Raw genomic sequence first — 25,745 nt, 5'->3', positions numbered from 1 at the left:
CGTATGACGGAAAAACGTTTAAAAATTCTTGTTGTTGATGATAGCGTAGTTCAGGCTAATCACGCAGTGATGCTTTGTGAAGAGACCGGCGCGGAAGTTTATTCAGCCCATGATGGTCAGCAGGCACTGGCTTTATTGCGCACCCAGATGATTGATGTTGCTTTAATCGATTTGGAAATGCCGGTAATGGACGGCGTTGAATTGATTAGCGAGATTGCCAAAGAGAGCCTTGTCCAAAATATTCTAATTCTGAGTTCAAAAGATGCTTCGCTTATTTCCAGTGTCGGAAGTATGGCTGAGGCCGAGGGATTGACGGTGCTGGATACGGCGGCTAAACCGATCACCGCAGATGTCATTACGACTTGTTTAGCTAATATCGATACCAGATTGGCCAGCCATAAGCGCGCAAAGGCTACTGCGGTTGAAGATGACAGCGTAAGTTATGAGGAACTCTTGGCTGCGATTAATGATCAGCAATTATTTTTGCACTATCAGCCTAAGCTGACTTGTCAGGGAATGTTATTAAAAGGTGTTGAGGCGCTGGCGCGTTGGGTTCATCCCGATCGGGGTTTTATTCCACCGGATAAATTTATTTTGGCTGCTGAACAACATCAATTAATTGGTACTGTCACTACCGTGTTATTCGAGCAGGCGCTTAGACAAAAAAAGCAGTGGCAAGATAAAGGCTTAAATTTTAATTTGTCACTAAACCTCTCGCCTTTATCACTAGAAAGTTCTTCTTTTGTTGATTCTTTGGCTGACTTTGTTAGTGGTCATGGCGTTAAGCCTGCTGATATTACTATCGAGATTACCGAGAATATTTTATTGGGCGATATTGCAAAGTCTTTGCAGATTTTGTCACGTTTAAGGTTAAAGGGGTTTCTTATATCCATTGACGATTACGGCACTGGTTTTGCCAATGCTGAACAGTTATCCAGAATTCCCGCCACTGAATTGAAGCTGGATAGAAGTATTATCAATGGTCTGGCGGGAAAGCCCAGATTAAGAGCCATTGTTGACAGCACGGTTCGTTTGGCAAAAGACTTGAATTTAAGAACTGTAGCTGAGGGGGTTGAAACCAAAGAAGACTTTCTTGCGCTAGTGGGGCTGGGTGTCAATGAAGTACAGGGTTATTATTTTTCACGTCCAATAGATGCTGATTCACTATTGTCGTGGGTGCAGAGGGACCTTAAGGCGTTGCGGAGTGATAACTAGCTGGCAGGGGTTCTGAGCGAGCCCCTGTTGGCCGGGTTGTGCTTGATTGGCTAGTAGCTACTAAAAAGTCAGCTAATGCTTAGTCGCAGTTTGGAGTTACTGGTTTAAAAGTATTTAAGCCCAGAGCCCACCAGATAAAGCAGCGAGAGAATATACCATTTAGGATCAACATTAAGGAGATCGCTATAACGAACCATTCAATAGGGTTCATATAGGGTTGGCTAAATGCCCAGAACCCAAAACCAATGCCAAATAAAAGCCTTATTACCCGTTCAATATTACCCAAATTGCGTTCAAACATGATTCCACCATTAATAAATGTAGGGAAGGCGTTTGCCTTATTGCTGTGACATGACGTGATTTTCTACTATGTGCTGTATATAAACAAGTGTGGACTGACGTAGCCTATTATTAGCAGCCTAAATTTATTTGATTGAACGGCTGTCTAGCCGCAATGCCCAGTTACCTTGATGGGTTCCGTTGCATGACTCTTCAGAGTCAAAAATAATCTGCCCTGCTGTTTGAGGAAGTTTAATACCGATGTTAAGGAGTTCGGATTGAATCTGTTTATGCATCTGTCGGTAAGTCTCGCTCTGGCAGGCATGCTGTTGGTTCAGGTTGTTATCGAAAATACAAATAACTCGCAGGCTTGAAGGGAAATTGCTGTAATCTGCTCGATGGGTTAACCATTGAAACCCGGTAACGCTTTGCAGGAATTCTTCGCAGGCCCTGGTCAGTGCCAGTTGAATATTATGATCAATTTTTTTCTGTGTTTTGGTTTTTGGTTTTACCATTTTGAGCCTATTGGCTAGTTGCTTGCCATAGCGAGTTGCTGTTCATCCACCATAGACCGCCAGACAGCGTCGGCCTCATCAATAGTCATTTTTCCAAACAGTGCCATATAGCGCTCACACTGAGTGAGAAATATCGTTTTTTCGTACTGTTGCCAAAAGGATAGAGTCCAGTCTTCATCATTGTGATGATCGTTACTGCAAGGTTGATTGTAGAGTGCCAGTTGGGTACTACCGTCTTCAAGCCGGGTTTCTATAGTGCCAAAGCTGTATTCACCGCCTTCAAAAAAATCCATCCGCTGTAGATCTAATTCAGATAGCGCAAGTAACACCGCACCCTGCACATAACCGTCAGGCTTGGGTACCAGAATAGGAAAAGTGTCACCGGCATAGGTTTTGGTTTGAAAGCCGGTAATAGTAGCTGCTTTGATCTCATTTGTTGCCAGTTCGCGACCAAACACATGGCGGCGTACATCGCTATCTAGCAGTGATCCATAAATAAAAAATGCTTGTGGCTTGACCATCGACTGTCCTCTTCAGCTTGAGGTTTGAATGTAGTAAGGCTGATGCCTGTTGAGTGCTAGGCCCTGTTTGCTTTTTTGTTGTGGGGCGCTCATAGAAAGCGGCGCATCATAGCATTGAATTGGTGAGCAAGGGGGGAATAATACCTATTAGGCCGCTATGGCATCGAGCATAGGCTTGACGTCAAGATAATTAAGCGTAATACCCGCGAGCTGCTCGCCGCGTTTGAGAACCAAAGAGGGAAACCCCTGAATGGGCAGGCTATGGGCTAAAGCGCGCTGTCGTTTAAACTCGGCATGGGTCACTGGCGATTCTAAATCCCTGGTGAATGTTTCTGTTTGTAGTTCCAGCTCCGCTGCTAGTTGCAATAATACTGAGCGATCCGAGGGATTTAATGCCCGTAAATAATAGGCCTGTTGAATAGCGTCGATCATCGTATCCTGTGCTCCTTGATTGTCGGCGGCAATAGCAGCGCGACAAGCAATATACGTTGAGCGGCGAGGTTGGTTCTTACGCCAAAAATCGAAATTAAATTCAGTGCCTAGTTGTTGTTGAATCGTGTGCCAGTAGTCTTCAATAGTTTGTTGCATAGCTATCGGCATGACTTGATCACTGTCGGGAGCCAGTCCGCCGGTAAGATTGATAACGTGAATAGATGTTGGCAGGGCGCGTTTTAATGCATCCCACGTGGGACGAAAACCCCAGCACCAGGAGCACATGGGGTCGTGGATATAAAAGAGACTGGTATCCGTCCCGGTCATGCCAAGCGTTGCTGCAACCAGGCGGAAATATCCTTGATTTCCTGCATGCAGACTTCATGTTGCATAGCATAGCTTTGGTATTCAGGCTTATAGCCTAGTGCTTGTAGAGCGTGTAGTGCCTGCTGGGCCATCGCCTCAGGCACCATCGGGTCTTGAGTGCCATGAAATAACTGGATGGGGATATGTTGATTGGCAGTTGATGGTTGCAAGGTCTTATGGGTGGCAAAATACGTCGATAGTGCCAGTAGTCCTGCTAGCGGTTTGTCATAATTTAGTGCAGCCTGATACACCACTGCACCGCCCTGCGAGAACCCGGCGAGAATAATACGCTCGCTGGCAATACCGGCAGCTATTTCAGCGTCGACCAGATCAATTACTGCTTGTGCAGACGCGAGGATTTGGTCGGTATCAATTTTCCGTTCCATATCCATCGCTAGAATGTCATACCAGGCCGGCATCACCATGCCGCCATTAATGGTGACAGGAATTTCGGGCGCGTGTGGAAAAATAAAGCGGATACCAAAGTGCTCCGGTAACTGTAATTCTGGAATGATGGGGACAAAGTCATGGCCGCTAGCCCCCAGGCCATGCAGCCAGATTACTGAGGCGTCAATACTGTCACTGGTTTCAATAATTTCACAGGGAAGAAAATTCATACTGGTACGTCTTTGTTAAATGTTGGGCAGATTATAGGGGATATCAGTTAGGCAATGGCGTAAGAGTGATAATTTTAATAATATTGCAATCGTTGTTCTATTTTAAGCTGGGTATATTAGCCGCTTCAGCACTCATTAGAACCAAATGTTATCAAACAAATTGTGTTGATTCGGTTGTTTAAATTCGGCTGGAGCGTCGCTAACATCTCACTTGCAAATAGTGTATCGTGATCGTAATTTGCACGTTGTTGCGCAGGTTAAGATACCAGCCAACTCCAGTGCCTGACTCGCTCCGCGGCCAGTAATCCCCCTAGTTAATTGAGAGAGAAAATATGAAATTAGCCATTTTATCTTGTGGCCCTAAAGCCTATAGCACCATCCGTTTCAAGGAAGCTGCTTTGCAACGTGGTCATGAGGTCAAGGTGCTAAATACGCTTAAGTTTGCGATTGATCTGCAGCGGGGGGAGCCTGATTTATATTATCGGCAACAGGTATTAAGCGCCTATGATGCAGTATTACCCCGTATCGGTGCATCTATTACCTATTACGGTACGGCAGTAGTCAGGCAGTTTCAGGAAATGGATATTTTTTGTGCCAATACCGCCCATGGTATTAGTAACTCCCGGGATAAATTGCGTAGTTTGCAAATTTTGAGTCGTCACCACATAGGTATACCACGGACCACATTTGTGCGGGATAAAAAAGATGTGCTACCGGCGATAGAGCGGGTGGGTGGTGCGCCGGTTATTATTAAGTTAATTGAAGGTACTCAGGGTATCGGTGTGCTGTTGGCCGAATCGGTAAAAGCGGCGGAGTCGATTATTGAATTGTTGCAAAGTCAAAAGCAAAACGTGCTGATTCAAAAATTTGTGGCTGAGAGTAAAGGTAAAGATATACGTGCTTTTGTCGTTGGTGACCGGGTTGTGGCGGCAATGCGTCGAGTCGCACAGGGACAGGAGTTTCGCAGCAATGTGCATCGCGGAGGTATTGCCGAGGCCGTTGATTTACCGGATGAGTATGTTGAAACAGCGGTGCGGGCAGCCCAGATTATGGGCTTGCGAGTTGCTGGTGTGGATATGTTGGAAAGTGCAACCGGGCCGCAAATTATGGAAGTGAATTCATCGCCGGGTTTGGAGGGTATAGAAAAGTGTACCGGGCTTGATGTTGCCGGTGCGGTTATTGAATATATCGCGGCTCAAGTAGATTTTCCGGAGATCGATGTGCGTCAACGGCTCACGGTAAGCCGGGGCTATGGGGTTAGCGAAATCTATATACCAGAAGGTTCAAATTTTGTTGGTATGACCATTACTGAAACTAAATTACGCGATCAGGATATTAATACCCTTACTTTGTACCGTGGTGCCAAAGTTATTCCCAACCCCCGTGCAGATCGTGTGCTGGAAGCGGGTGATAAATTATTGTGTTTTGGGAAGTTAGAATCGATGCGCGGAATGGTGCCTGCTAAAACTCGCCGGCGCCGTCAACCTCAGGTGATGGATTTACCACCGGGTGTTGAGGATATTGAAGGTGAGAGTAGCGACTAAGTCTTATTTTCACTGGCTAGGGGTTCAGCTTCGAAGCACTGCAATTTTTAGTGCAACCAGTATCAGGCTTCGAAGCCGCTCGGAGCTTTTTCATGTCACCCTACCATCATGGCCCTCCAAAGTGGTGAGCCAATATAGGTATTCTAGTAAGCTGATTACAACTACGGCGATGCCCTTAAGGAACCTAAGCTTAGCTGAAGTTCGTTCTTGTCATTTTGGCGACAGAAAGGCGCGCAATGCCTTGTGGTTTTATTAAATATGCCATGTTTTCTAACGTTGGTTTGATAGCTGTATTGCTCTGTTAGGTTTAGCTGTTAATTGATTGTCTATAGTTAGGTCTTCTGTCAGAAGTAAATAAGACTGTTTTATGGTAAAAACGAAATTCTGTGTCACACTTCATAATCAAAGAAGGGCAAGCTAAGCGCGTATATTAACGCGCTTTTCATATTTACAGTAGTGGCGTTTATGTCAGAAAATTTGATAACAAAGAGTATCCTTTATTTTATTCCATCAGATTCGTTTAATGAAGAATTGAATGGTTTGCCAGGTGCTTATGTTGCGGTCTGTCTTATTACGGCAATACTGACATTACTGGTCGCCATTTTCCTACCTTTTTCGCCACTTAGTTCCGAGCAACTGATAAATGCTGAGGTAATAGCGCTGTTGACAGCTGCAGGGTATTTAGGTGGGCTACTGATTCTCCGTTATAGTGGTCATCTGATAGTGTCTATCAATCTTTACTCTGTCACTGTCTTTGCCAATATTTTATCTATCGTTTTTCTTACCGGTGGCTTCTCAGAGTCACCACAATTAATTTTGATGTTGTTTGTCCCAATTTGGTCTTTCATTATGCTGGAAGCTATCTACGGGTTTCTCGCCAGTATTGCGGTAGTGATCGCGGTGGTGCTGCTATATGTGTTGGAGGCACAGGGCTTTGTTTTCCCTCAGTATATTCCGGAGCAGGCTATACCTTATATGCGACTTCAAGCTTGGATAGGTTTGTTGTTAATTGTGACCGCTTGCTTATACACCCATGTACATAAATATAATGCGCTGAATGAGCGTTTAAGTAATGAACGTGGCCGCTTTGCCTATGAGTCGTTGCATGACCCGCTTACTGGTTTGTGTAATAGAACGTTGTTTTATAAAAGAGCGAGGGCAGCTATTGAGCATACATTGGATGGCGAATTGAAAATGGCCATTATTTATCTCGATGTTGATGAGTTCAAGCCAATTAATGATGAGCTTGGTCATGAGGTTGGGGACAACGTGCTTAAAATTATTGCCAGCCGTTTAATGCTGGCAGTACGCTCCAGTGATACTGTTGCTCGTTTAGGTGGCGATGAGTTTGGGATTGTTTTACATGGTATGGCAGATAAGGATGTTGCTAGAGTAATCAGTGAAAAAATCGTCACTGCACTTTCGGCCCCAATAGTGACGGCTGAGCACGAACTTCGGGTGGGCAGTAGCTTGGGGGTGGTTGTGGGTCCTGATAATGGTACGCAACTTGATGCTTTAGTTAGACAGGCCGATAATGCCATGTATGAAGCCAAGCGCGGTGTCGATAAAATTTGTTTTGCGTAGGTCTCGCTTAATTTAATTAGTTAATAGCACCGTATCGGTAATGTAACTATTTGTTTCCAGTGATGACACCATAAAGTGAGCGACGTCGGAGCGGGAGATGTTACCCGCGGTAATATCTTCCAAATCAGTAATAACACGGTAACTAGCTTTACCCATCTCATCCGTTAAAAAACCAGGCCTGACGATCGTCCATTGTTGATGGCTATCCAGAATAATTTTTTCTGCACGATCCTTATCTTCATAGATTGTATCAAGAAAAAGTGGCTGCATAATTTTGTCGTAAAAAAATCCGCCGTGGCCGCGACTATTGCCTGCACCAATACCCGTTACGATGATAACGCGTTGAACGCCATGGTTAGTCATTGCCGCTAATACATTACTCGTACCTGCAGAAAAAAGGTTCACTGGTTTGCGCGTAGGTTTAGTGCCAACCGAAATGATAACAGTATCTTTGCCTGCTACGGCTGTTGATACCGAATCAGGGTCTAAAATATCTGCCTTGATAACCGTGAGTCGGTCATGAGAGACGGGCATGCGCTCAGGCCTTCTTGCCATTACCGTAACACTATGGCCTCGTTCGAGTGCCAGCTTTACCGTTTCGAGGCCAGTACCGGCGGTGCCGCCGATGACTAATACACGCTGCTCTATAAGAGTGTCAGTGCTGAGTTGTGGCGCGGCGTCGCCAGCATTTATTGTTTGATTCTTGCTGCTGCATGAAATAACACCGAAGGCAGTGATAAGTAGCAAAATGGTTAATCTCATTATTCATCCTTAAATTATTTTGATTAGCTAATAGTGTTTCTTATAAATTATTAAAATCAATCAGTAGAGGCGACGCAATTATAGCAGTCGATAGCGCTCGTGTGGTTATTCTACAATGCAGCACAGGTAATAAGGCGTGCTGGTATTTTATCTTTTATTTGCTCGTGTAATGCCGGTAGCAAGGACCAGTGTGTTCCTTGTTTATAGTGGTGTGCGGTATGGTAGCCCAAATTTCCTGTGGTGATATTGTAAAAGCGGTTGAGGTTGTTTCTGGATGCCTCAAATTCATTGTCAATGCTGAGCCCCGAATGGTGCTCGTAGGTTGCCCAGGCGGTAAGTAGTAAGCCGGTTATCATGGGTAATATCAGCAAAAACAGTGTGGCTAGAGGTTTGAAATAAGCCATGATTGCTACCACGGCTAAGGTGGCGAGGCCATATACGATAAAGCTCTGTTGTATTTTAGGAAAGCGTTTGCCGACTTGGAACCCTCGATAATAGGCAGTACTCGCTACATTCAAGGTATATTCAATTTCACCCATTTGGGCCCCGGATTTACGCTGCCAGCGGCTTTCATCCTTGTTCTGATCCAGATAGTTATGGTGATGACCTAGCACATGGTGTAGCAGCCATAGATTGGTGGTGACGCCGGTGTGCAATGCGTAGAAAAATTCCAATAATCGGTTCAGTATTTTGAGTCTGAACGTGGGGATGTGCTGGTGATGGTGGTTCCATGCACAGATTTTCCCTTTAGGGATTATCATCAGCAGCCAGAAAACCGCTAATGCCCAGATGTTATCCACCAAAAAATATAGACTAAAGTCGAGAATACTAAATGAAAGAATAATAGCGACAGGTAAACGATCAGCGGCAAATCTAAACACAAAACAGAACCTAATTATTAGCGATGGATGAGAATAGAGGATCCTGAGCATAATGAAAGCATTTTTTAGCCTCCCTCTGCTTATATAGACGGCAGTGAAATAAGCTAGAAAGACAGGTTTTCCTCAATGCTCGACACGAGCAGCCACTTGAATGTCTATAATTAGCAGCAGTTACGTTAGCTTTAGTGTTATTGTATAGCGTGGTTTTAATTCAGGGCTTTCTCTGGATGCAGGCCAAAAAACGGGTTGATAGATAAAAAGCAATAATTATGTTGTGTTATTTATAAACTAGAGGAATGGATTATGTTGAATAAAGTATTATTGTACATGGCGTTACTGGTGACGGTTTTTATTAGTGGCTGTGAAAAAGAAGGTCCAGCAGAGAGTGCAGGTGAAGCAGTTGATGAGGCGGTAGAAAAGCTGCAAGAGAAAGCTCAGGATTTAGGTGATAAAGTTGAGGGTGGTGAAGAAGGCATAGCAGAGAACGCAGGTGAGGCAGTTGATGAGACTGTGGAAAATATCCAAGACAAGGCTCAGGATTTGGGTAATGAGGTTGAGGATGCTTGTGAAAAAATGAAAGAGGGTATGGGGGCAGAGGATAAAGACTGTTAATTTATTACATGCCGTTATTTTTTCGGAATGAAAAAGAGCTGCAATTGCAGCTCTTTTTCATTTTGGTGTCGTCTTTAAAGCCTTGCTACATTAATTTGAATGGATGAGTGGTAATCAATGCTTACCGTTCAACAGTCAATATTGTAGCTGTTACTTTTCTCCCTTTTCCACCTTCCATGTCGTTTCAGCGTTACCGCCTTTGGTTCTGGCTGCTTCCCGCGCTGCCTGAACAGCAGGTAGCAATAAGGCGCTAGGGGGTTTTTGCGCCGAGCTTACAGCGCTGGGAGTTTGTTGGCTGGGGGCGCCAGATTTCTCGGTGGATTCGCCATCGATACCGTCGAACTTAAGGTAACCGGCAGAAAAAGCACTCTGTGATGCAATGATGGTCAATAGAACCAGTGAGGATTTAAGTGATAGTAAGTGTTTCATTGGCTGTCTCCTGTTGTGGCATTTAGTTATGTGTCGTATGCGCAGGAGAAACGGTTCATTTTTAGTCGTGGAATAAAACTTCAGGTTGGGTAGTAAGGTAGGTGATAATCCAATGAGATGAGTTTCGGGCTATTACATTCGAAGGGTAAATCAATACTAATGAGGCGGTGTTAACTATTAATAGAAAACTGCGGTTTGCTGGATTTATTTTTTTCGCATTGATCAAGCCAATTCAGTAGGGGTTGCCAGCTATCAACATCTTTAGCATCCACTCTGGGCATTTCAAAAATACCCTTGCCAACCTCCGACGCTTTTATATATTGCTGGGTATCACGCAAGCTGGCGATAAAAGGGATGCCCAGAGAGTTTAAAAATTGCTCCAGTCGGTGATAGACGAGGGTATTTTTGCGAACGCGGTTGGCGATGACGGCGACGCGTCCTTCATCACGCCGGATTTTTCCCTGCAGCAAAATATCAGCAATAAAGTGGGCGACGGCGTGTATGTCGATGGAAGACGGTAATACCGGGATCAATATCGCATCACTCTCCAATAATGTTTGTTTGAACTGGGCCACATCAAGCCCCGACGGGCTATCAATAACCGCCCGCTGGGTTGCGCGCTCAGGACGTAAAAACCAGTTTCTGGTCACATTGGTGGGTTGCTTATAAGCAGAGATAATTTGTATGTCAGGACAGCTTTCAGGCCGACGGCTGACCCAGAAGCTACTTGATCCCTGGCTGTCGTAATCAATCAACACCGTTTTTAGCTGCTGTGAACTGTAATAGCTGGCAAGGTTGGTCGCCAGGGTGGTCTTACCGGAACCACCCTTTGAATTTACGATTGCGACACGAAATATACTGTCAGTAGTCAAAATAAAACGCCGTGCTTTGTCTGTAGAGTTAATCAGTGTAGTTGCAATTTAGGGGCCATGCATTGCTGTAAATCACAATCAAATAGAAATAATACCCTTCGGTTTGGTTAATCCTTTGGCAAATAGTTTTACGTTGGTCTTAGTCTGGTGTGCATTCATCGATTGTATCTACATGTAGTGTCTCTATTTGCATACGTGCCACCCTGCAGCAAACTTCCTCGGCCGCATTACAAAGAAGTTAAGGTCAGGCAACGGGATGCCCTGCTAGTATTTGATGCTGAGAATAACGAATAGAGAACCCGGACTATGGATATCAAGCTCTCTGAACCCGCGCAAGGTCCACTGCAAGGCCTTCGCGTTATTGACATTACTGCGCAAATTACCGGTCCACTTTGCTCCCAGCAACTGGGCGATCTGGGTGCCGATGTAATTAAAATAGAGCCCATGCATGGTGAGATTGCCCGCTGGATGGCGCCGCCGCAAAAAGCCGGTCTTACCGGTTATTACTGCCAGATGAACAGAAACAAGCGCAGTCTGGCGCTCGATCTGAAAAGCCCTGAAGGCCTGGAAGTGATAACCAGGCTGGCATCAGAGGCCGATGTATTGGTGGAAAATTTTCGCACCGGTGTCACTGATCGCCTGGGTTTCGGTTATGACACTTTGAAGGCGCTCAATCCAAAACTGATTTATGTGGCGATCACCGGTTTTGGCAGCACGGGGCCTTATTCCCATCGCCCCTGTCAGGATATGTTGGCGCAGGGTTTGTCCGGGATGGCCTATATTCAGGGGCGGCGTCATGGCGGCAAGCCACAGTTGATTCAGTCGGCGATTGTTGACAAAAGCACCGCCGCCACTGCCACCGGCGCGGTATTGGCCGCACTCTATGCGCGGGACGGCATTAATGGTACCGGCACTGGCCAGCGCGTCGATGTGCCGATGATCGATGCGTTTGCCGCTGTTTCGATGCCCGACATGATGCCCGTTGATAGCTTTATTCCCAGTGATTTACCCGACCCGGAGCCGTTGGCATTGTTACGGGTGTATGAGACTAGCGATGGTTATTTAGTGGGAATGGCATTTCAGGACGACCATTTCCAGGCCTTCTGCGAGGTGATGGAGTGCCCGGAGTTGATGGCCGATCCGGCGATGAATTCGATGGGCGCGCGCATGGCCGACTTTGACACCTGGCTTGATGCCACCGCTGAAGTTATTAAGCGTTTTAGTACCGAGGAAGCGTTGTCGCGGCTTGAGCAAGCCGGTATCCCTTTCGGGCCGGTAAAAACCATTCGTGAATTTGCGCAGGACCCACAGGTTAAACACAACGGCACTATCTTTGATGCCGAGCACCCGGAGGCGGGCACCATGCGCTATGTGCGCTACCCGGGGCATTTGTCAGACACACCTGCGGCCTTGTACCGTCATCCGCCGCGTTTAGGTGAGCACAGTGATGAGATTCTTGGCGAGCTGGGTTACGGGGAAGCTGCGATCGCCAATTTGCGAACACAGGGGGTTGTTGGTTAAGAGGCTCTGCCCCCACTATCTTAATTGTGACGGGGTTATAGATCGTATTGATCTTTTATTGAGGACAAAAGCGGGCGAACTTATTTTAAACGATGATAGCGTTATGCAGCTATTGGAAGAAAGGAGATTGGGGTCAGAGTAAAAACTCCCGCAAGGTTTATGCTTGGTTTTTACTCTGACCCCAATCTCTTACTCTGACCTCAAATCTAGTTACACAAACAACCTACGGATTTAGTACTCGAACAGCAGGCGCAGATGGGTACGATAGTTCAGGATTTGTTCAACCAGTACGGTGTTGTCGCCCAGTACCAAGGCCAGAATGATGCCGCCCTCAATGCTAGACGTAAACATATCGCCAAGGGAATCAACGGATACTTCCACTCTGGGTTCACGCTCAGCCAGTACCAGTTGCAAACGCCCGACAATCATCTCTCGCCAGTTAAGCACCCCGCGTTTCATTAATGCATGAACTTCCTCGTTAAGCTGCTGACTCTCATAGCTAAAACCTGCAACCAAACAGCCTGGGTGAGTACTCTCTAAATCAGCCATCATTTCGGCCATTAACTTGAGAAAGATCAACAGCCGCTGCAATGGATCTTCACTTAGCTCATCGGCTCGTTTAAACATACCACTAAAAATTTCTTCGTCGGTGGCCAGGTAGCGCTCCACCAAGCTCTTGGCCAGATCCGTCTTGCCCTTGAAGTGATAGAAAAATCCGCCCTTGGTAATTGCCGCATGATCCAGCACATCATCGATAGATGTACCTGCAAAACCCTGCTTAAGAATCAATGCTTCAGCGACGGTAAGTATCCGTTCCTTGCTATTGTTTGCTCTGGTATTCAAAACCGCTCCTTTGCTTGGTTGATATTGTGCTTTGTTAACTGCACTGCAAGTATAGTTAACCGATGTACGACACCGACAATTTACTCATTACACCGACAATATTTATTTATCTTTTTGATTTTAAAAGAAAAAAACTAATGCTCGTTTCGATACCACCAGTCCACTGCTTTTTCGGCATATCAATCTTACACTGTGCGCCATCATTAACCGAGTCCAATAAAAGAGGATGGCAACATGAAAAACTATCGCAACGCTCTACCCCAACTTGGGAATACTACATTTTTATCCGATGGCGGAATGGAAACCACATTACTATTCACCAAGGGAATTGATTTGCCCCATTTCGCCTCGTTTCCACTGTTAGATTCACCAGAGGGAATGGCAGCACTCACTGACTACTACGAAACCTACGCACAGATAGCCGTGCAATCGCACTGCGGGTTCATTTTGGATACACCAACCTGGCGCGCTAATTCGGACTGGGCAACGCTGCTGGGATACAACCGGGAGCAGCTAGCCGATATCAATCGCCGTGGCATAAAACTGATGACAAAAATTCGCGATGAGTACACATTACCGCAATGCCCCATGGTGATTAGCGGAGCGATAGGACCCCGCGGCGACGGTTATCAGGTTGGTAAAAAAATGACTGCTACGGAAGCCGCCCACTATCACAGCGAGCAAATTGATACTTTTGCTAGCACCGACGCTGACATGGTCACTGCGTTCACACTGACATATCCCGAGGAAGCAATTGGCATCAGCATCGCTGCCAGGGATGCCAATATCCCTGTTGTTCTTTCGTTCACCACTGAAATTGATGGCCGGCTTCCTTGCGGCATTACTCTGGCTGACGCGATTGAACAGGTCGACGCCGCGACCGATAGCTATCCCGCATACTATATGATTAATTGTGCGCACCCAGAACACTTTAGCCAGGCACTGGTTGATGGCGAACCTTGGGTAAAGCGTATCCGAGGTATAAAGGCTAATGCTTCAAGGCTATCGCATGCGGAACTTGATGCTGCGGAAACTCTCGACAGCGGTAACCCGGTCGAGCTAGGGCAGCAGTATCAAACGCTACTGTTACAATTTCCTCATTTCAATATTCTGGGGGCTGCTGCGGTACAGATGATCGCCATATCAGTGCTATCGGCAGCCATTGCTGCACGATGGCACAGTGTGCTTAGCATTCACCATTATTGCAATCATTGGGTCAGAGTAAAAAACCAGGCTATTGGTTTTTTACTCTGACGGCACGCAATACAAGTCAGAATTTTGATGGGGTTTGAGCTAGCAGCTTGATGAGCATAAGCATTTTATGCTGTCAGTGGGTATGGCTTTAAATATTTATCGGTGCAACACCAAGAAAAATGTCTCGAAGTTCACTTTGGTGGCCATTTTTCCAGGTGTTAGGCGACAATGACATTTTCCAGGAATAATTAGTGATGACACATAGAGTTGAGTTTCCCAAACAAGAGTCAGGTAAATTTTATATGTGCGAGGGAGGCACTGAAACAGAGGTGATGTATAAGCATGGTTTTGACTTCCCATATTTCGCAGTATTTGAGTTGCTTAAAAACCCCAAGGCAGTATCCAAATTGAAGCAAATGTATGAGCAGTACTTCTCAGCTGTTTCAGAATATAATATGTCGGCGTTAGTAGGAGGCCTTGATTATCGAGCTAGTCCCGATTGGGGGAGAAAACTTGGATATTCTGACCGGGAACTTGCGGATATCAATCACGAATGTATAGAGTTCATTCGAAAAACAGCATCCCCTTTCTCTGGGGAGATCAATGAAACCCTGATACAAGGCTTAATCGGGCCAAGAGGTGATGCTTACGGAAAAGGCGGAAATATAAATGCAGAGGAAGCTCAAGAATATCATTCTGTACAGTTATCTACTTTAAAAGAAGCAGACGTTGATTTGGTTACAGCCATTACGTTTAACAACATAGAAGAATCAATAGGTGTAGCTAGAGCCGCAAAAGAAATTGGATTGCCACTTTGTATATCACTATCTTTAGACTCTTCTTCAAGGTTAAACAGCGGGCCTTCTTTAGGTGAAGCAATTAGTGCTATTGATGAAAGAACTGACAGTTCTGTAGATTTTTATATGATAAATTGTGTTCACCCCCTTGAGTATGAGCCAGCATTCGAAAATGAAAATTGGATGAAAAGAATTAGAGGTGTACGTCCTAATGCATCCGCTATGGATAAAATTAGTTTATGTAAGATAGGTCACTTGGAAGATGGCGATCCTGTAGCGCTTGGGGAGCAGGTTGGAGGCTTAATGAAGCGCCATTCACATATGGATATTTTTGGTGGGTGTTGCGGGACTTGGGATAAACACCTTAAAGAGATTGCTAAAAATGTTATCTAGATATGGCCTCATGTAACAGGTCAAAGTACTCGAGAGAATCAAATTTTCTCCAGTGTTTTAGCTGTTGTTAGTGGTAAGTACTGGAATTCGCTATTACTGTATATTGTTTTTTTGGACAAACTGGAGATATTATTGTGAGCTTTTATGAAGAAAAAATTCTTCCGCATATCATAAATTGTGGATGTTCTACTCCAGATATTATGGAGTTACGAGCGAAAGTGGTTCCGCTGGCTTATGGCGATGTGTTAGAGGTGGGAATGGGCTCGGCTTTAAATCTCGATTTATATGATTCAACTCAAGTCAATAAAGTTTGGGGGCTTGAACCCTCTGTAGGTATGCGTAAAAGAGCCAGTAAGAATTTAAAAAAATCCCCCGTTCATGTTGAATGGTTAGGGCTTCCAGGAGAAAAAATTCCTCTTGAAGACAGTTCTGTTGATTCTATCGTTCTAACATATACATTATGCACAATTCCTGATTGGCGTGTGGCAATGGAACAGATGTACAGAGTCTTAAAACCTCAAGGTAAATTACTTTTTTGTGAACATGGTAGATCACCTGATTCTTCAGTTGAACGGTTGCAAGACAAATTGAATCCTGTGTGGGGTAAATTATTTGGTGGTTGTAACTTAAATAGAACTGTCGTTAAAAATATTGAAGAGTCAGGTTTTAAAATTGAGTGGAATGATAATATGTATATGAATAAATTCGCGAAATTTGCCACGTACATGAGTATTGGATCAGCTATAAAAGCATAAGTGCATAAGAATTAATGTAAGGGCAGTAGGTTGAACTTGGCCCGATAAAACAGACACGGATTTATGTCTGTATTACGGTGAGCTATTGAGCTGGCGGAAGGAGGTGCTCATTGAGACCCGTGAAGTGGCTTCTCGAGTGGTTGTTAGATCTAAACTTCTATATGTCAGGTGGGCTTTGTTTTTTAGTAAGTTATTAGCGGCTTGACTCTAAACCAGTTTCTTCATTCAGGCGGTTAAGAGTCTTGAGATCTTCGCGTTCTTTGGCGAGATTACTTTGCAGGGGTTTTACCCGGGTTTTTACTCTGATCCCAAATATCTATATCTTTTACAGCGGAGTCTTTATAATCCTCCACCTTTTAGCAGAAGAGCTTTATACAGATGCCAATTGAGAATGTCTGGGAATCCAAAGGGCTCCACATGCTATATACCGGTGAGTTAGGGGGTGATGAAATATTATCCCATGTCTTGAAGCTAGCAAGTGACCACCGAATTGATAGCGTTAAATACATCATTGGTGACTTTACAGGCGCAACGGCGATTGATGCTGAAGAGAGGCATGTTAAAACTCTTGTTGCTTACAATAGTGCGTTAGCAAAAACCAACCCGTTCATTTTAAACCCCACAGTTCTGCCCAATAATGAATTGGGGCAGTCTTTGGTATCACTCTATGTCCTCTTAACTGAGGGCATGCCTTGGATGACCGAATGGTTTTATTCAGAGCATGCTGCCAGAAAATGGATACTTGAAGCGTTATAGTTTGTGCGATTGGGGTCAGTAAAGACGCTGGTGTTCGCTCTTGTCGCTTTTCAGTTAAGAGTTGGCTAAAAGCTATTGATTCTGTTTTTATGGAATGTGTATCTTAATAAGGAGGCTGTGATGTTAATGGCAGCTTTAACACTATGCGGGTGTGCTTATCCCGTGACAATGTCTTGCAGTCGCATCGTCAGCAACCAAGCTGGCAAGGTGTAATCTAATCCTGCTCATCGTTACTAAAAACCTGTTGCTTCCAGTCTGGCCCCATCGCTTGCTCGATATATTCGCGCATAAACTGACGAATTTTTTGTGATGGAGTGACGTCTTCTTGCTCACAGAGTTTTTCAAAGACCGCTTTTTTTTGGGGGTCAACCAAGAGTGTTAATCGTGCGGTGCGTTTTTCCATAGGGCGGCTCATTTTTAAAAAAGCTGGCATGTTAATTCAATTGTTAAGATAGTGAAACCATCTGACACTACCAGCTGCAGTATTGGTGTTGGTATGGCGTTGCTGATCCGTTTGGTTTAATACTTTGATGCCTGGGCAGGGGATGGAAACCCTGCGTTATTGTGGTGGCACATCATTGATCACCGAGCGCCTCCTTTTTATTTTCCCACAGAGCCAGATAGCGCTTGCCAGCAGTAACCATCCCTATTGAGGGCCACCAAGGTTTGGTAATTATGCCTACAGTTACCTTGCAGTGAACTCATTGAAGTTTTCATCGCGGGGCATCTGTGGGTAGTTATAGGGAATATCATCTCGTATTGAATGTTAATTGTATTAACATATAATGCGAATGCAAGAGCCAGTTTAGGATTTGTTGCTGGTGTTAGCTCGCCTGAGGGTTATTTGTTCCATTATTCATTGAGGAGACACCACGATGTCGCACCGCGCCCTCTTTTTTCGTTGCGGGTGGCATATGCCCTGCGCGAAGCGCTGGGTGAAGGCTATGGTCGGGCGGAGTTAACCAAAGATGTTATTGCCGGCATGACGGTTGGGGTGATTGCGATTCCGCTCGCCATGGCTTTGGCTATCGCCAGTGGGGTGCCACCTCAATATGGCTTGTATACGGCGATTATCGCTGGCGCCCTTATTGCGTTGACCGGTGGCAGCCGTTTTAGTATTTCAGGGCCGACGGCAGCTTTTGTGGTTATTTTGCATCCTTTGACAAGCAAGTATGGTTTAGCCGGGTTGTTGTTAGCGTCAATAATGGCCGGCACTATTTTGATTGCCATGGCCTATGCGCGGCTAGGCGTTTTATCGAATATATCCCGGAATCGGTGACGCTGGGTTTTACCGGTGGTATCGCGATTGTGATTGCGGTGTTGCAGCTGCCAGATTTTATGGGGCTACCCATTGACGAGATGCCGGAGCATTTTGTTAGCAAAGTCACCATCATTGGCGACAACCTGCTGCAGGCACAGGCGGGTAGCACTCTGATTGCGTTATTCACCCTCACGGTGATGATTATCTGGCCGCGATTGCGCACGCCGATACCGCCGTACTTGCCGGCGCTGGTGTTGGCTTGTGTCTTTGGGGTGGTGCTGAGGGGGGTGGGGGTCGAAGTAGATACCATCGGTTCCCGCTTTCAGTATCTGCTGGCAGATGGCAGTGTAGCGGCAGGTATTCCTCCTTATCTGCCGACTATAGAGTGGCCCTGGAACCGTGCTGGGGCTGATGGCCAACCTCTGGTGTTGTCGCTGTCGCTGATTTCGGAGCTGCTGCCCTCGGCTTTTGCTATAGCTATGCTGGGTGCAATCGAATCCTTGTTATGTGCGGTGGTGTTGGACGGTATGTCCGGCAAGCGTCACAGTGCTAACAGCGAATTACTGGCTCAGGGTTTGGGTAATTTGGTCACACCTTTTTTTGGTGGGATGACGGCAACGGCAGCAATTGCGCGCTCGGCGACCAACTTCAAAGTTGGAGCGGTCTCGCCCATTGCGGCCATTATCCATGCGCTGGTTGTCTTGCTGGGATTGCTGCTGCTGTCCCGGGCGCTTGCGTATATACCCATGCCAGCGATGGCCGCGCTGCTGATAGTGGTTGCCTGGAATATGAGTGAAGCAACCAAGTCGCTTAAGTTGGTTAAGCGCTCGCCTGGCAGTGATGTGTTGGTGCTGTTGACCTGTTTATCGTTGACTGTTTTTTTCGATATGGTGATCGCCATAACCGCCGGTATCCTGTTGGCCTCACTACTGTTTATGAAAGAGCTAGCGGCACTAACCCAGGTAATTGACATTACCGACAACCGCGATTTTGTGCACAAAGCGTTACCGGCGAATTGTAAGGTATTTAAAATCCGCGGCGCATTGTTCTTCGCAGCTGCAGATCGTATTTTTGGTGAACTGTCGCAACAGCTTGAAGGTCATGATGGCATTGTCTTGCATATGCAGTACAGCGCTTATCTGGATGCAGGTGGGCTGTCGGCGATTGAGAAGTTAATATCCTATTGTGAAAAAAAACAAATACCGATTCGTTTTTCCAGCTGGCAATTTCAACCTTTAAAGACTTTAGCGCGAGCGCGAACGGAAGTTAAAGGTCCGCTGGATTTATCGTTTTCAACTCTGGATGAAGCGATTGATAATGTTATAACTACAGGAAAATAATATGAAGTTGGATGATGCAATTGCATTGGGAAGAGACGGGCAGTGGCAAGAGGCGCAGGTCAGAGTGAGCCCTCAGTCTCGGAGCCAGTGGTTTTTGATGTTAAGCGACCACCAAAATAAATTTTATATTCTCGCCGATAATGAAGACGAACCCATTGCCAGTGATGACTTGAATACATTGACTCAGATGATCAAATCGCTGGGCCTGAAAAATTTTACCGTTTTTTTGTAATTCTCGATAAGGAAAATTTTTATGAGTAGCTACCCAGCGTGCCCGAAGTGCCAGTCTCAATTAACCTATGAAGATCGCGATTTATTTGTGTGTCCAGAGTGCGCCCATGAATGGCAAGCAAACTCTCAGGAGGATAGTTCAGAACAATTGCTAAAGGTAAAAGATGCCAATGGTAATGATCTTTTTGAAGGTGACAACGCCACGCTGATTAAAGACCTGAAAGTCAAAGGCAGTTCCAGCGTGTTAAAAATAGGTACCAAACTCAAGATAAATCGTATTGTTGATGGTGACCACAACATCGATTGCCGGGTCGATAAAGTCGGGGAAATGATGTTGAAATCCGAGTTTGTTAAAAAAGCGGCTGCATGAGAGATTGTGGCAGAGTAAAAACCCGGATGTTCGCCCTTAACCTAAAGCGGAAGAATATAAAATCATAGTTATCCCTGCGCAGGCGCACTGCTGTCCGGGATAATTTAAATTAGTCTTACCCGCGAAAAGCCTGCCCTCGAAAGATTGAATCGGGGGCGGGCATCCAGTTGCGATTAATGATCAAAATTACTTGAACTCTTTTATACACTGCAAAAACAGCGTGTTTTACAAGTGTCGACTGTATGCACTCCGTAACTCTGGATCCTACGCGCAGAGCCTGCTCCCGCCTAAAGCATACGGGGGCAGGCTCTGCGCGTAGGATGACGACCTGGAAATCAAGTTTCAACTTTGCATTTCATAGAGTTAGCCTTGTATTTATAGACTCAAGTGCTACAAACGACATTTTATCCCTGACAGTCGTGCGTGCAGGCGGGAATCCAATGCGGTAAAAGAGGACTTAACGGGTTTTTTGATCAACTAGATAAGCTTTCTTATAGAGATTTTCTGCTTTGGTTGACGTGGTTTAGTGCTAGTCAGATGTGCGCGGTGTTGGAGAAGCAGAAAACCCGCTGGAAGTGGTTAAATAAAGTGTAGTCGGCCAGCATTTTCTTAAAAATAACCCACTTCGCATGTTGTAATGATAAATGTACTACAGCGGGTGGCAGCCCTGAACAGCGAGTGCAATATTTGCGTTGTTGCGGGCGGTCTGGTAATAGCTATCAATTGTTTGCTGGCTCGCGTTCTGTAAATTCACACCGGTGGCACCGGTCAAAACCATAAGTGACTGTATTGTACTTTTGTCTGATTTATAAGCGTTAAAGGCGCTGTAAATTTGGTCGCATGAAACGGCTGCAGCAATACTGCCGCTGGTCGAAGCCTTCTGTAATTCGGAGGCGGTTTGGCAGCTGGCGAGACAAAGCGAAAGCCACAGGCAAGAAATAACGCGATTCATAGGTGTAATAGGTAGTGTCATTCTGGGTACCTTGCCCGATAAGGCCTGCATTTGGCTTGGGCTTTTCGTCTGTTTGATTGTGTTTGGGTGATTCTACAAGATTAACTGCTGAATGTGGATAGCGTGGTTCAGAGTAAAAACGCTGACGTCCGCTTTGGCAAGGAGCGATACAACAGCCCCAACTAATCTTGGGGCTTTTTCATATCTGTAATGTGGTGAACCAGTGGGCTAGCGAAAAGGCATGCGCACTGAGGCCCGCGAAGTGGCCTCTGAGCGGTCTATCATAATTACCGTAGATTTAAGTTACAGCTAAGCCGCTGCTGCTTCAGATTCTTTTTCAGTCTCTTCAGTAACTTCTAGCGCTGCCAGTTTAGCTTCTAACTCTTTAACCTGCTGTTCCAATTCGAACTTTTCTTGTTTGTAGGTCTTGGCTTTCTTTTGCAGTAAGTCGTTAGCAGCCTGACTCTCCACCAGTTTCTTTTTGGTGGCGTCCAGATTTTTCTTCATTCTGGCGGGATCAAACTTTTTAAGCTCTTTTAGTTCTTCGCGTTCTTTGGCGAGATCCTTTTGCAGGGACTTTACCCGAACTTTTATTTCATCGACTTCGGACTGCAATTTTTCAGAGCGGTTGCCTAACTCGCGATTGAGTTGCTCCATATGTTTGTTAGCAGTGGCGTCTTTGTTAAGGGAAGTGATTTTTTCCAGTTGGGTTGCAATGACCTTTTGTTGCTCGTCATTTTTTTTGATAAAGTCTTTTTTGTCAGCAACATGGCCGGCGATTTCTGCGGCGAGTGCATCGAGTTTGGTTTGGTATTGTGCTTTAAGATTGTTTTCGAGTTCGATAATTTTTTCTAGTTTACTGGCTGTTAGCATGTAGGTTTTCCTGTAGTTAAATATATGAAAATGATGATTTTCCGGCGTTATTCCCAATAGGCTTTTGTCTATTGAGACTGTGCCCACTCAGCCCAAAAGGTTTCAAAGTGCGATGCATTTTGTGAGCTGGTAGCCTGCCGATTACAGTGTGACCCACCAGTGCCAGCCCTGCGACACCAGAGTGTTTGGGCGCGGAAGAGAGCTTTAGCCATGAGTCTATCCGACGGATCGGAGTTATTACTGTGTGTAAAAATGGTGGGTCTTCCCAGAGTTAACCCCAACAGACTTTAGCCTATTGGATCCTAAAGGGCTTTGGCAGTGTGTGCCTTATAGCAAATGCGGTGCATTTTGTGAGCTGGGGGACCTGCCGATTACAGCGTGGCTTGCGCCCAAAGGGCGTGCTTTGGCCAAGCGCCGCGAATACTATCATTTTTGGCGCTAAAAAGTCGAAGGAAAATTAAGCAATTTTGGGGCAGGGCGCAGTTAAAAAATCGAGGCGGTAACGGTTCTGGACCTCGAATTGGGGGCTCTGCCGGGAAAGGTTAGGTTGTTTTTTGATCAGGGTGAACTGATTGAGCTTTAATCACTTTGCCTTCTGGGGCTCCTTTCAGCTGATTGCTATGCTGCTCATCAGTTAAGCGGGCACTTTTTTAGAAAACTGGCGCCAGAGTTTAACCGAAGGTGAAGGCTGCGTGGCCGAACTATCGCTCATGACGGGCATTGCTAGCGGCAGCTAGAGCGCATCACCGCCCTTGATCATGGAGCTTGTGAAAATTACATTCTCGCAAGCTTGGGCTTCATTGATTGCACTGGCTCTTGAGCTTTGAAATGATCAGTGCAGCATTTATAGCGCAACAAAACTACATTGCAACAATAATAATCAGTTAAACCATTCAGCTCTCGCTGGGGGAGTCTACGCAATGACTGCAACAACAGCCACAATAGTGCCAACTATCTGCCGATTGTGTATTGCTAACTGCGGGGTGCTGGCCACGGTGGAAGATGATGCCGGTCGTCGCAAAGTGACTAAAGTGACCGGCGATCCAGAAAACCCCTTATTTAAAGGCTATACCTGCCCAAAGGGACGAGCGTTGCCGGAGTTGCATAATCATCAAGGGCGTTTATTAACCTCACTGAAAAAACAACCAGACGGTTCGCATCAGGCTATCAAGAGTGAACAAGCGGTGGTAGAAATTGCCGAGCGCATTAAGACTATTGTTGATCAGTATGGACCTCGATCCGTGGCCTTTTATGTGGGTACGCCCAATGCGGGTCAACCCACTGCGGCGGGGGTGGGTAATGCGTTTATGCGGGCGATTGGTTCGCGCATGTTTTTTACCTCTAACACCATAGATCAGCCGGGTAAGCAGATCTCCACGGCGTTGCACGGCAAGTGGTTGGGTGGTGAACCAGATTTTGAGCAAGCCGATGCCTGGTTGTTGGTGGGAAGTAACCCGATTATTTCTAAGTCTGCAGGCATACCCGGCCAAAACCCGGCGCAAAAATTGAAAGAAGCACAAGCGCGGGGCATGCAGCTTATCGTGATCGACCCGCGCGTGTCGGATTCAGCGCGTAAAGCCACTTTCCATCTGCAATGCCGGCCCGGTGAAGATCACGCCATTCTCGCCGGTATGCTCAATGTGATTATTCAGGAGCAATTGTTTGATGCCGATTTTGTCGCAGATAATGTCACCGGTTTTGAACAATTGGCTGAGCATGTCGCGTCCTTTACTCCAGAATATGTGGCTGATCGTGCGGGCATTCCCGCCCAGCAATTACAGCAAGCGGCAAGGGTATTTGCCGGCGCAAAAATTCGTCATGCCAATAGTGGAACCGGCGCCAGTTTTTCCATGTACTGCAATCTGAAGGATTATTTGCTGGCCTGTCTAAATACAGTTTGTGGTGCTTATACCAGAGCTGGAGAGCGGGTCACTCGCCCTAATGCCATGTTGCCCGCCTATACACCGAAAGCGCAGGCTTTAGCGCCCTTTAAAGCGTGGGGCTATGGCGAAAAATTACGAGTGCGCGGCCTTACCGACACCGCCGCCGGTTTGCCTACCGCAGCGCTGGCTGACGAGATTTTATTGACGGGGGAGGGGCAAGTAAAAGCGCTGATTTGTATTGGCGGTAATCCAATGGCAGCCTGGCCGGACCAGCGCAAGACCCAGCGAGCAATGGAAGCGTTGGAGCTATTGGTGACGTTCGATGTAGAAATGTCTACCACTGCGCGACTTGCTGATTACGTTATCGCCTGCAAGCAAACCCTGGAAACTCCGGGTATGAGTCAGAGTGGCGAGGCGATTAAATATTTTGGCACAGGGATCGGGTTTCCCAATGCTTACGCGCAGTATTCTCCCCGGGTAGCTGATGTACCCCATGGTTCGGATTTAGTAGAAGAGTGGGAATTCTTTTATCAAATGGCCAATCATCTGGGACTTGAGTTGGTGTTCGTTGCCGCTTTTGGTTTTTCAAAATATCAGGAAGCAAGCTTTGAAATTATGCCGCTCAGTACCGAACAAAAGCCGACCATGGAAGATCTGTATGCATCAATCTGTGCGCATTCCCGCATCCCTTTGGAAGAGGTTAAAAAGTACCCCCACGGCCATATATTTGACAGCGATGTGCGGGTAGCGGAAAAAGATTTTGACTGTGAAGCGAAGTTGGATTGTGCTAACGCTTTTATGATGTCGCAGCTGGCTGAAGTATTTGCTCAGGATTATCAGGCTATGCATAACACGCCGGATTACCCTTTCCGCTATATTCCCCGGCGCCACAATAATTTTATGAATTCTTCAGGTCGATCCATCAGCAAACTGACAGGAGAAAATAACTGGAACCCGATCTGGATTCACTCGGATGATATGACAGCGCTGAATGTGGGCAACGGTGATTCGGTACGTATCAGTACGCCCCATGATTATATTCTTGCGGTAGTAGAGGCGGATGATTCACTGCGCCGTGGCGTAGTAGCCATTGCCCATGCTTTTGGTGGTTTGGTTGAGGAGGATCATTTATATAAAGAGCTGGGTTCCAACACTGGCCGACTGGCGTTAACGGATGAGGATTTTGATCCGATCAGTGGCATGCCGCGCATGGGTAATATTCCAGTAGCGATTAGTCCTTATCATGGTTGATAAGTTACTACGGGTTTTGCTTAATGAATTCTTTCGCGCGTCTAATCGGAGTAATAAGCCACTACGGTCCGTATTTTAGTTGTTGGCTTTTTGTGCAACAACTTGATATATATGCCAATTATGGGTGATGCCTTGAGGTGTTTTACCTGTAGATTTATGCGTTTTAAAACGAAGAACCTCAAAGTTTTTAAAAAGCGCTACAACTTCAGACTCTTCCAGGGCGGTTACTTCTGGCCAGAACACACTTGGGTTATTTCCTGATACGGCCATAGTATCTTCTTTGCCAAGGAACGAGCCACAAAAAATTCCCTTTGGGAGTAAGCACTGATATATATTTGACCAAACGTGTTCAAATTCAGAGTTGGGGCAAAAAAATAAACTTGCGTCTGCGACTACCAGCGATGCTTGAGGGTAGTCGAAGTCAATAAATGATGATTTGGATAAAATCACATTACCAATGCCGTCAAAACGGGATTGACACCTTGATATTGACTCTTGCTCGACATCGAACCCATAAACGGTGAATCCATTACGTGCTAAGTAGTCAATATCAGCCCCGGCACCACAACCACAATCGATAGCAACTTTGGGTTCGCTGACCATGCTTGCGGCAAATACTAAATCTTCGCGTATTTCGCGAAACTCAGTTGCATCAAAATACTTGGCGATTTCTTCGCTGGACATAATTAAAACCTG

Annotated in this window: 27 protein-coding genes and 2 pseudogenes; 15 read left to right on the top strand and 14 right to left on the bottom strand. The window is 45.9% G+C overall.

Annotated features, from left to right (window positions below; all coding sequences use genetic code 11):
• Positions 1 to 3: 3 nt before the first annotated feature.
• A complete protein-coding gene (locus UNITIG_RS10190) occupies positions 4 to 1,215 on the top strand; it encodes an EAL domain-containing protein (protein ID WP_101758280.1) in 1,212 nt (403 codons plus the stop codon).
• Between the two features lie 79 nt (positions 1,216 to 1,294).
• On the opposite strand, the gene UNITIG_RS25575 is transcribed toward UNITIG_RS10190, so the two are convergent.
• From UNITIG_RS25575 to UNITIG_RS10165, 5 genes are all read right to left on the bottom strand, one after another.
• Positions 1,295 to 1,516 carry a DUF2892 domain-containing protein gene (locus tag UNITIG_RS25575; RefSeq protein ID WP_101758279.1) on the bottom strand — a complete coding sequence of 74 codons (222 nt, stop codon included), beginning with the start codon at positions 1,514 to 1,516 and terminating at the stop codon, positions 1,295 to 1,297.
• Positions 1,517 to 1,640: 124 nt separating this feature from the next.
• A complete protein-coding gene (locus UNITIG_RS10180) occupies positions 1,641 to 2,009 on the bottom strand; it encodes a Fis family transcriptional regulator (protein ID WP_101758278.1) in 369 nt (122 codons plus the stop codon).
• Between the two features lie 14 nt (positions 2,010 to 2,023).
• Positions 2,024 to 2,530: a gamma-glutamylcyclotransferase family protein gene (locus tag UNITIG_RS10175; protein ID WP_101758277.1), complete on the bottom strand. Its 507-nt coding sequence runs from the start codon at positions 2,528 to 2,530 to the stop codon at positions 2,024 to 2,026.
• A 147-nt stretch (positions 2,531 to 2,677) separates the two neighbouring features.
• Positions 2,678 to 3,289, bottom strand: coding sequence for a DsbA family protein (locus UNITIG_RS10170; RefSeq protein ID WP_101758276.1), 612 nt, complete (start codon positions 3,287 to 3,289; stop codon positions 2,678 to 2,680).
• Positions 3,286 to 3,945, bottom strand: coding sequence for an alpha/beta hydrolase (locus UNITIG_RS10165; protein WP_101758275.1), 660 nt, complete (start codon positions 3,943 to 3,945; stop codon positions 3,286 to 3,288). Before UNITIG_RS10165 ends, UNITIG_RS10170 begins: the two co-directional genes overlap by 4 nt.
• A gap of 332 nt (positions 3,946 to 4,277) precedes the next feature.
• Between UNITIG_RS10165 and UNITIG_RS10160 the strand changes: the two are divergent.
• The 3 genes and pseudogenes from UNITIG_RS10160 to UNITIG_RS10155 form a co-directional block, all read left to right on the top strand.
• Positions 4,278 to 5,201, top strand: a pseudogene (locus UNITIG_RS10160) (RimK family alpha-L-glutamate ligase); the annotation flags it as partial.
• Positions 5,202 to 5,210: 9 nt separating this feature from the next.
• On the top strand, positions 5,211 to 5,489 hold the full coding sequence (locus tag UNITIG_RS24255) for a cation:proton antiporter regulatory subunit (protein ID WP_369809191.1): 279 nt from the start codon (positions 5,211 to 5,213) through the stop codon (positions 5,487 to 5,489).
• 465 nt (positions 5,490 to 5,954) lie between these two features.
• Positions 5,955 to 7,073 carry a GGDEF domain-containing protein gene (locus UNITIG_RS10155; protein ID WP_101758273.1) on the top strand — a complete coding sequence of 373 codons (1,119 nt, stop codon included), beginning with the start codon at positions 5,955 to 5,957 and terminating at the stop codon, positions 7,071 to 7,073.
• Between the two features lie 12 nt (positions 7,074 to 7,085).
• Here the strand turns inward: UNITIG_RS10155 and UNITIG_RS10150 are convergent, their stop codons facing one another.
• Positions 7,086 to 7,835: an NAD(P)-dependent oxidoreductase gene (locus UNITIG_RS10150; RefSeq protein ID WP_101758272.1), complete on the bottom strand. Its 750-nt coding sequence runs from the start codon at positions 7,833 to 7,835 to the stop codon at positions 7,086 to 7,088.
• Between the two features lie 110 nt (positions 7,836 to 7,945).
• Positions 7,946 to 8,716, bottom strand: a complete 771-nt coding sequence (locus tag UNITIG_RS10145) for a fatty acid desaturase (protein WP_200821263.1) — start codon at positions 8,714 to 8,716, stop codon at positions 7,946 to 7,948.
• A 303-nt stretch (positions 8,717 to 9,019) separates the two neighbouring features.
• Here UNITIG_RS10145 and UNITIG_RS10140 point away from each other — a divergent pair, with 303 nt between their 5' ends.
• Positions 9,020 to 9,328 carry a hypothetical protein gene (locus UNITIG_RS10140; RefSeq protein ID WP_101758270.1) on the top strand — a complete coding sequence of 103 codons (309 nt, stop codon included), beginning with the start codon at positions 9,020 to 9,022 and terminating at the stop codon, positions 9,326 to 9,328.
• Between the two features lie 150 nt (positions 9,329 to 9,478).
• Here UNITIG_RS10140 and UNITIG_RS10135 read toward each other — a convergent pair whose 3' ends face one another.
• Together UNITIG_RS10135 and UNITIG_RS10130 are read right to left on the bottom strand one after the other, a co-directional pair.
• Positions 9,479 to 9,757 carry a hypothetical protein gene (locus UNITIG_RS10135; protein WP_101758269.1) on the bottom strand — a complete coding sequence of 93 codons (279 nt, stop codon included), beginning with the start codon at positions 9,755 to 9,757 and terminating at the stop codon, positions 9,479 to 9,481.
• Positions 9,758 to 9,927: 170 nt separating this feature from the next.
• On the bottom strand, positions 9,928 to 10,629 hold the full coding sequence (locus tag UNITIG_RS10130; RefSeq protein WP_200821262.1) for an AAA family ATPase: 702 nt from the start codon (positions 10,627 to 10,629) through the stop codon (positions 9,928 to 9,930).
• A gap of 306 nt (positions 10,630 to 10,935) precedes the next feature.
• On the opposite strand from UNITIG_RS10130, the gene UNITIG_RS10125 reads away from it, so the two are divergent.
• Positions 10,936 to 12,150 carry a CaiB/BaiF CoA-transferase family protein gene (locus tag UNITIG_RS10125; RefSeq protein WP_101758267.1) on the top strand — a complete coding sequence of 405 codons (1,215 nt, stop codon included), beginning with the start codon at positions 10,936 to 10,938 and terminating at the stop codon, positions 12,148 to 12,150.
• Between the two features lie 231 nt (positions 12,151 to 12,381).
• On the opposite strand, the gene UNITIG_RS10120 is transcribed toward UNITIG_RS10125, so the two are convergent.
• Positions 12,382 to 12,993, bottom strand: a complete 612-nt coding sequence (locus tag UNITIG_RS10120; protein WP_101758266.1) for a TetR/AcrR family transcriptional regulator — start codon at positions 12,991 to 12,993, stop codon at positions 12,382 to 12,384.
• A 234-nt stretch (positions 12,994 to 13,227) separates the two neighbouring features.
• Between UNITIG_RS10120 and UNITIG_RS10115 the strand changes: the two genes are divergently transcribed.
• The 4 genes from UNITIG_RS10115 to UNITIG_RS10100 all read left to right on the top strand — a co-directional run bounded on the left by UNITIG_RS10115 (position 13,228) and on the right by UNITIG_RS10100 (position 16,888).
• Complete coding sequence (locus UNITIG_RS10115) at positions 13,228 to 14,247, top strand: homocysteine S-methyltransferase family protein (protein ID WP_200821261.1); 1,020 nt, start codon at positions 13,228 to 13,230, stop codon at positions 14,245 to 14,247.
• A gap of 194 nt (positions 14,248 to 14,441) precedes the next feature.
• Entirely contained in the window at positions 14,442 to 15,377 is a 936-nt protein-coding gene (locus tag UNITIG_RS10110) for a homocysteine S-methyltransferase family protein (RefSeq protein WP_101758265.1), read from the top strand.
• 134 nt (positions 15,378 to 15,511) lie between these two features.
• Positions 15,512 to 16,132: a class I SAM-dependent methyltransferase gene (locus UNITIG_RS10105; protein WP_101758264.1), complete on the top strand. Its 621-nt coding sequence runs from the start codon at positions 15,512 to 15,514 to the stop codon at positions 16,130 to 16,132.
• 378 nt (positions 16,133 to 16,510) lie between these two features.
• The gene (locus UNITIG_RS10100; protein WP_101758263.1) at positions 16,511 to 16,888 is read left to right on the top strand and encodes a hypothetical protein; all 378 of its coding nucleotides are present in this window, start codon (positions 16,511 to 16,513) and stop codon (positions 16,886 to 16,888) included.
• 214 nt (positions 16,889 to 17,102) lie between these two features.
• On the opposite strand, the gene UNITIG_RS10095 is transcribed toward UNITIG_RS10100, so the two are convergent.
• Positions 17,103 to 17,291, bottom strand: coding sequence for a CopG family transcriptional regulator (locus UNITIG_RS10095; RefSeq protein WP_101759249.1), 189 nt, complete (start codon positions 17,289 to 17,291; stop codon positions 17,103 to 17,105).
• 360 nt (positions 17,292 to 17,651) lie between these two features.
• Between UNITIG_RS10095 and UNITIG_RS25570 the strand changes: the two are divergent.
• The 4 genes and pseudogenes from UNITIG_RS25570 to UNITIG_RS10080 form a co-directional block, all read left to right on the top strand.
• Positions 17,652 to 18,943, top strand: a pseudogene (locus tag UNITIG_RS25570) (SulP family inorganic anion transporter); the annotation flags it as partial.
• Positions 18,938 to 19,489, top strand: a complete 552-nt coding sequence (locus UNITIG_RS25565) for an STAS domain-containing protein (RefSeq protein ID WP_369809190.1) — start codon at positions 18,938 to 18,940, stop codon at positions 19,487 to 19,489. The pseudogene UNITIG_RS25570 and the gene UNITIG_RS25565, both read left to right, overlap by 6 nt.
• Before the next feature lies 1 nt (position 19,490).
• Positions 19,491 to 19,721 (top strand): hypothetical protein, encoded by a 231-nt coding sequence (locus UNITIG_RS10085; RefSeq protein WP_101758262.1) that lies wholly within the window; start codon positions 19,491 to 19,493, stop codon positions 19,719 to 19,721.
• Positions 19,722 to 19,742: 21 nt separating this feature from the next.
• Positions 19,743 to 20,090: a zinc ribbon domain-containing protein YjdM gene (locus tag UNITIG_RS10080; RefSeq protein ID WP_101758261.1), complete on the top strand. Its 348-nt coding sequence runs from the start codon at positions 19,743 to 19,745 to the stop codon at positions 20,088 to 20,090.
• A 649-nt stretch (positions 20,091 to 20,739) separates the two neighbouring features.
• Here UNITIG_RS10080 and UNITIG_RS10075 read toward each other — a convergent pair.
• Together UNITIG_RS10075 and UNITIG_RS10070 are read right to left on the bottom strand one after the other, a co-directional pair.
• Entirely contained in the window at positions 20,740 to 21,042 is a 303-nt protein-coding gene (locus UNITIG_RS10075) for a hypothetical protein (RefSeq protein ID WP_145999151.1), read from the bottom strand.
• A 309-nt stretch (positions 21,043 to 21,351) separates the two neighbouring features.
• Positions 21,352 to 21,915, bottom strand: coding sequence for a hypothetical protein (locus UNITIG_RS10070; protein WP_101758259.1), 564 nt, complete (start codon positions 21,913 to 21,915; stop codon positions 21,352 to 21,354).
• A 920-nt stretch (positions 21,916 to 22,835) separates the two neighbouring features.
• Here UNITIG_RS10070 and UNITIG_RS10065 point away from each other — a divergent pair.
• Positions 22,836 to 25,049, top strand: a complete 2,214-nt coding sequence (locus UNITIG_RS10065) for a molybdopterin-dependent oxidoreductase (protein WP_101758258.1) — start codon at positions 22,836 to 22,838, stop codon at positions 25,047 to 25,049.
• Between the two features lie 75 nt (positions 25,050 to 25,124).
• Here UNITIG_RS10065 and UNITIG_RS10060 read toward each other — a convergent pair whose 3' ends face one another.
• The gene (locus tag UNITIG_RS10060; protein ID WP_101758257.1) at positions 25,125 to 25,733 is read right to left on the bottom strand and encodes a bifunctional 2-polyprenyl-6-hydroxyphenol methylase/3-demethylubiquinol 3-O-methyltransferase UbiG; all 609 of its coding nucleotides are present in this window, start codon (positions 25,731 to 25,733) and stop codon (positions 25,125 to 25,127) included.
• Positions 25,734 to 25,745 lie beyond the last annotated feature (12 nt).

It is taken from the genome of Oceanicoccus sp. KOV_DT_Chl, assembly GCF_900120175.1.
Classification (GTDB): Bacteria; Pseudomonadota; Gammaproteobacteria; order Pseudomonadales; family Dasaniaceae; genus Oceanicoccus.
This window is presented reverse-complemented; position numbering and strand designations above follow the sequence as displayed.

Bases quoted from the DNA above. Each gene is read 5' to 3' on its own strand.
- UNITIG_RS10135 (WP_101758269.1), bottom strand. From the start codon at position 9,757: ATGAAACACTTACTATCACTTAAATCCTCACTGGTTCTATTGACCATC.
- UNITIG_RS10190 (WP_101758280.1), top strand. From the start codon at position 4: ATGACGGAAAAACGTTTAAAAATTCTTGTTGTTGATGATAGCGTAGTT.
- UNITIG_RS10060 (WP_101758257.1), bottom strand. From the start codon at position 25,733: ATGTCCAGCGAAGAAATCGCCAAGTATTTTGATGCAACTGAGTTTCGC.
- UNITIG_RS10155 (WP_101758273.1), top strand. From the start codon at position 5,955: ATGTCAGAAAATTTGATAACAAAGAGTATCCTTTATTTTATTCCATCA.
- UNITIG_RS10180 (WP_101758278.1), bottom strand. From the start codon at position 2,009: ATGGTAAAACCAAAAACCAAAACACAGAAAAAAATTGATCATAATATT.
- UNITIG_RS10115 (WP_200821261.1), top strand. From the start codon at position 13,228: ATGAAAAACTATCGCAACGCTCTACCCCAACTTGGGAATACTACATTT.
- UNITIG_RS10095 (WP_101759249.1), bottom strand. From the start codon at position 17,291: ATGGAAAAACGCACCGCACGATTAACACTCTTGGTTGACCCCCAAAAA.
- UNITIG_RS10175 (WP_101758277.1), bottom strand. From the start codon at position 2,530: ATGGTCAAGCCACAAGCATTTTTTATTTATGGATCACTGCTAGATAGC.
- UNITIG_RS10150 (WP_101758272.1), bottom strand. From the start codon at position 7,835: ATGAGATTAACCATTTTGCTACTTATCACTGCCTTCGGTGTTATTTCA.
- UNITIG_RS10080 (WP_101758261.1), top strand. From the start codon at position 19,743: ATGAGTAGCTACCCAGCGTGCCCGAAGTGCCAGTCTCAATTAACCTAT.
- UNITIG_RS10140 (WP_101758270.1), top strand. From the start codon at position 9,020: ATGTTGAATAAAGTATTATTGTACATGGCGTTACTGGTGACGGTTTTT.
- UNITIG_RS10065 (WP_101758258.1), top strand. From the start codon at position 22,836: ATGACTGCAACAACAGCCACAATAGTGCCAACTATCTGCCGATTGTGT.
- UNITIG_RS10075 (WP_145999151.1), bottom strand. From the start codon at position 21,042: ATGAATCGCGTTATTTCTTGCCTGTGGCTTTCGCTTTGTCTCGCCAGC.
- UNITIG_RS10165 (WP_101758275.1), bottom strand. From the start codon at position 3,945: ATGAATTTTCTTCCCTGTGAAATTATTGAAACCAGTGACAGTATTGAC.
- UNITIG_RS10085 (WP_101758262.1), top strand. From the start codon at position 19,491: ATGAAGTTGGATGATGCAATTGCATTGGGAAGAGACGGGCAGTGGCAA.
- UNITIG_RS10100 (WP_101758263.1), top strand. From the start codon at position 16,511: ATGCCAATTGAGAATGTCTGGGAATCCAAAGGGCTCCACATGCTATAT.
- UNITIG_RS10170 (WP_101758276.1), bottom strand. From the start codon at position 3,289: ATGACCGGGACGGATACCAGTCTCTTTTATATCCACGACCCCATGTGC.
- UNITIG_RS25575 (WP_101758279.1), bottom strand. From the start codon at position 1,516: ATGTTTGAACGCAATTTGGGTAATATTGAACGGGTAATAAGGCTTTTA.
- UNITIG_RS10070 (WP_101758259.1), bottom strand. From the start codon at position 21,915: ATGCTAACAGCCAGTAAACTAGAAAAAATTATCGAACTCGAAAACAAT.
- UNITIG_RS10110 (WP_101758265.1), top strand. From the start codon at position 14,442: ATGACACATAGAGTTGAGTTTCCCAAACAAGAGTCAGGTAAATTTTAT.
- UNITIG_RS10125 (WP_101758267.1), top strand. From the start codon at position 10,936: ATGGATATCAAGCTCTCTGAACCCGCGCAAGGTCCACTGCAAGGCCTT.
- UNITIG_RS25565 (WP_369809190.1), top strand. From the start codon at position 18,938: ATGAGTGAAGCAACCAAGTCGCTTAAGTTGGTTAAGCGCTCGCCTGGC.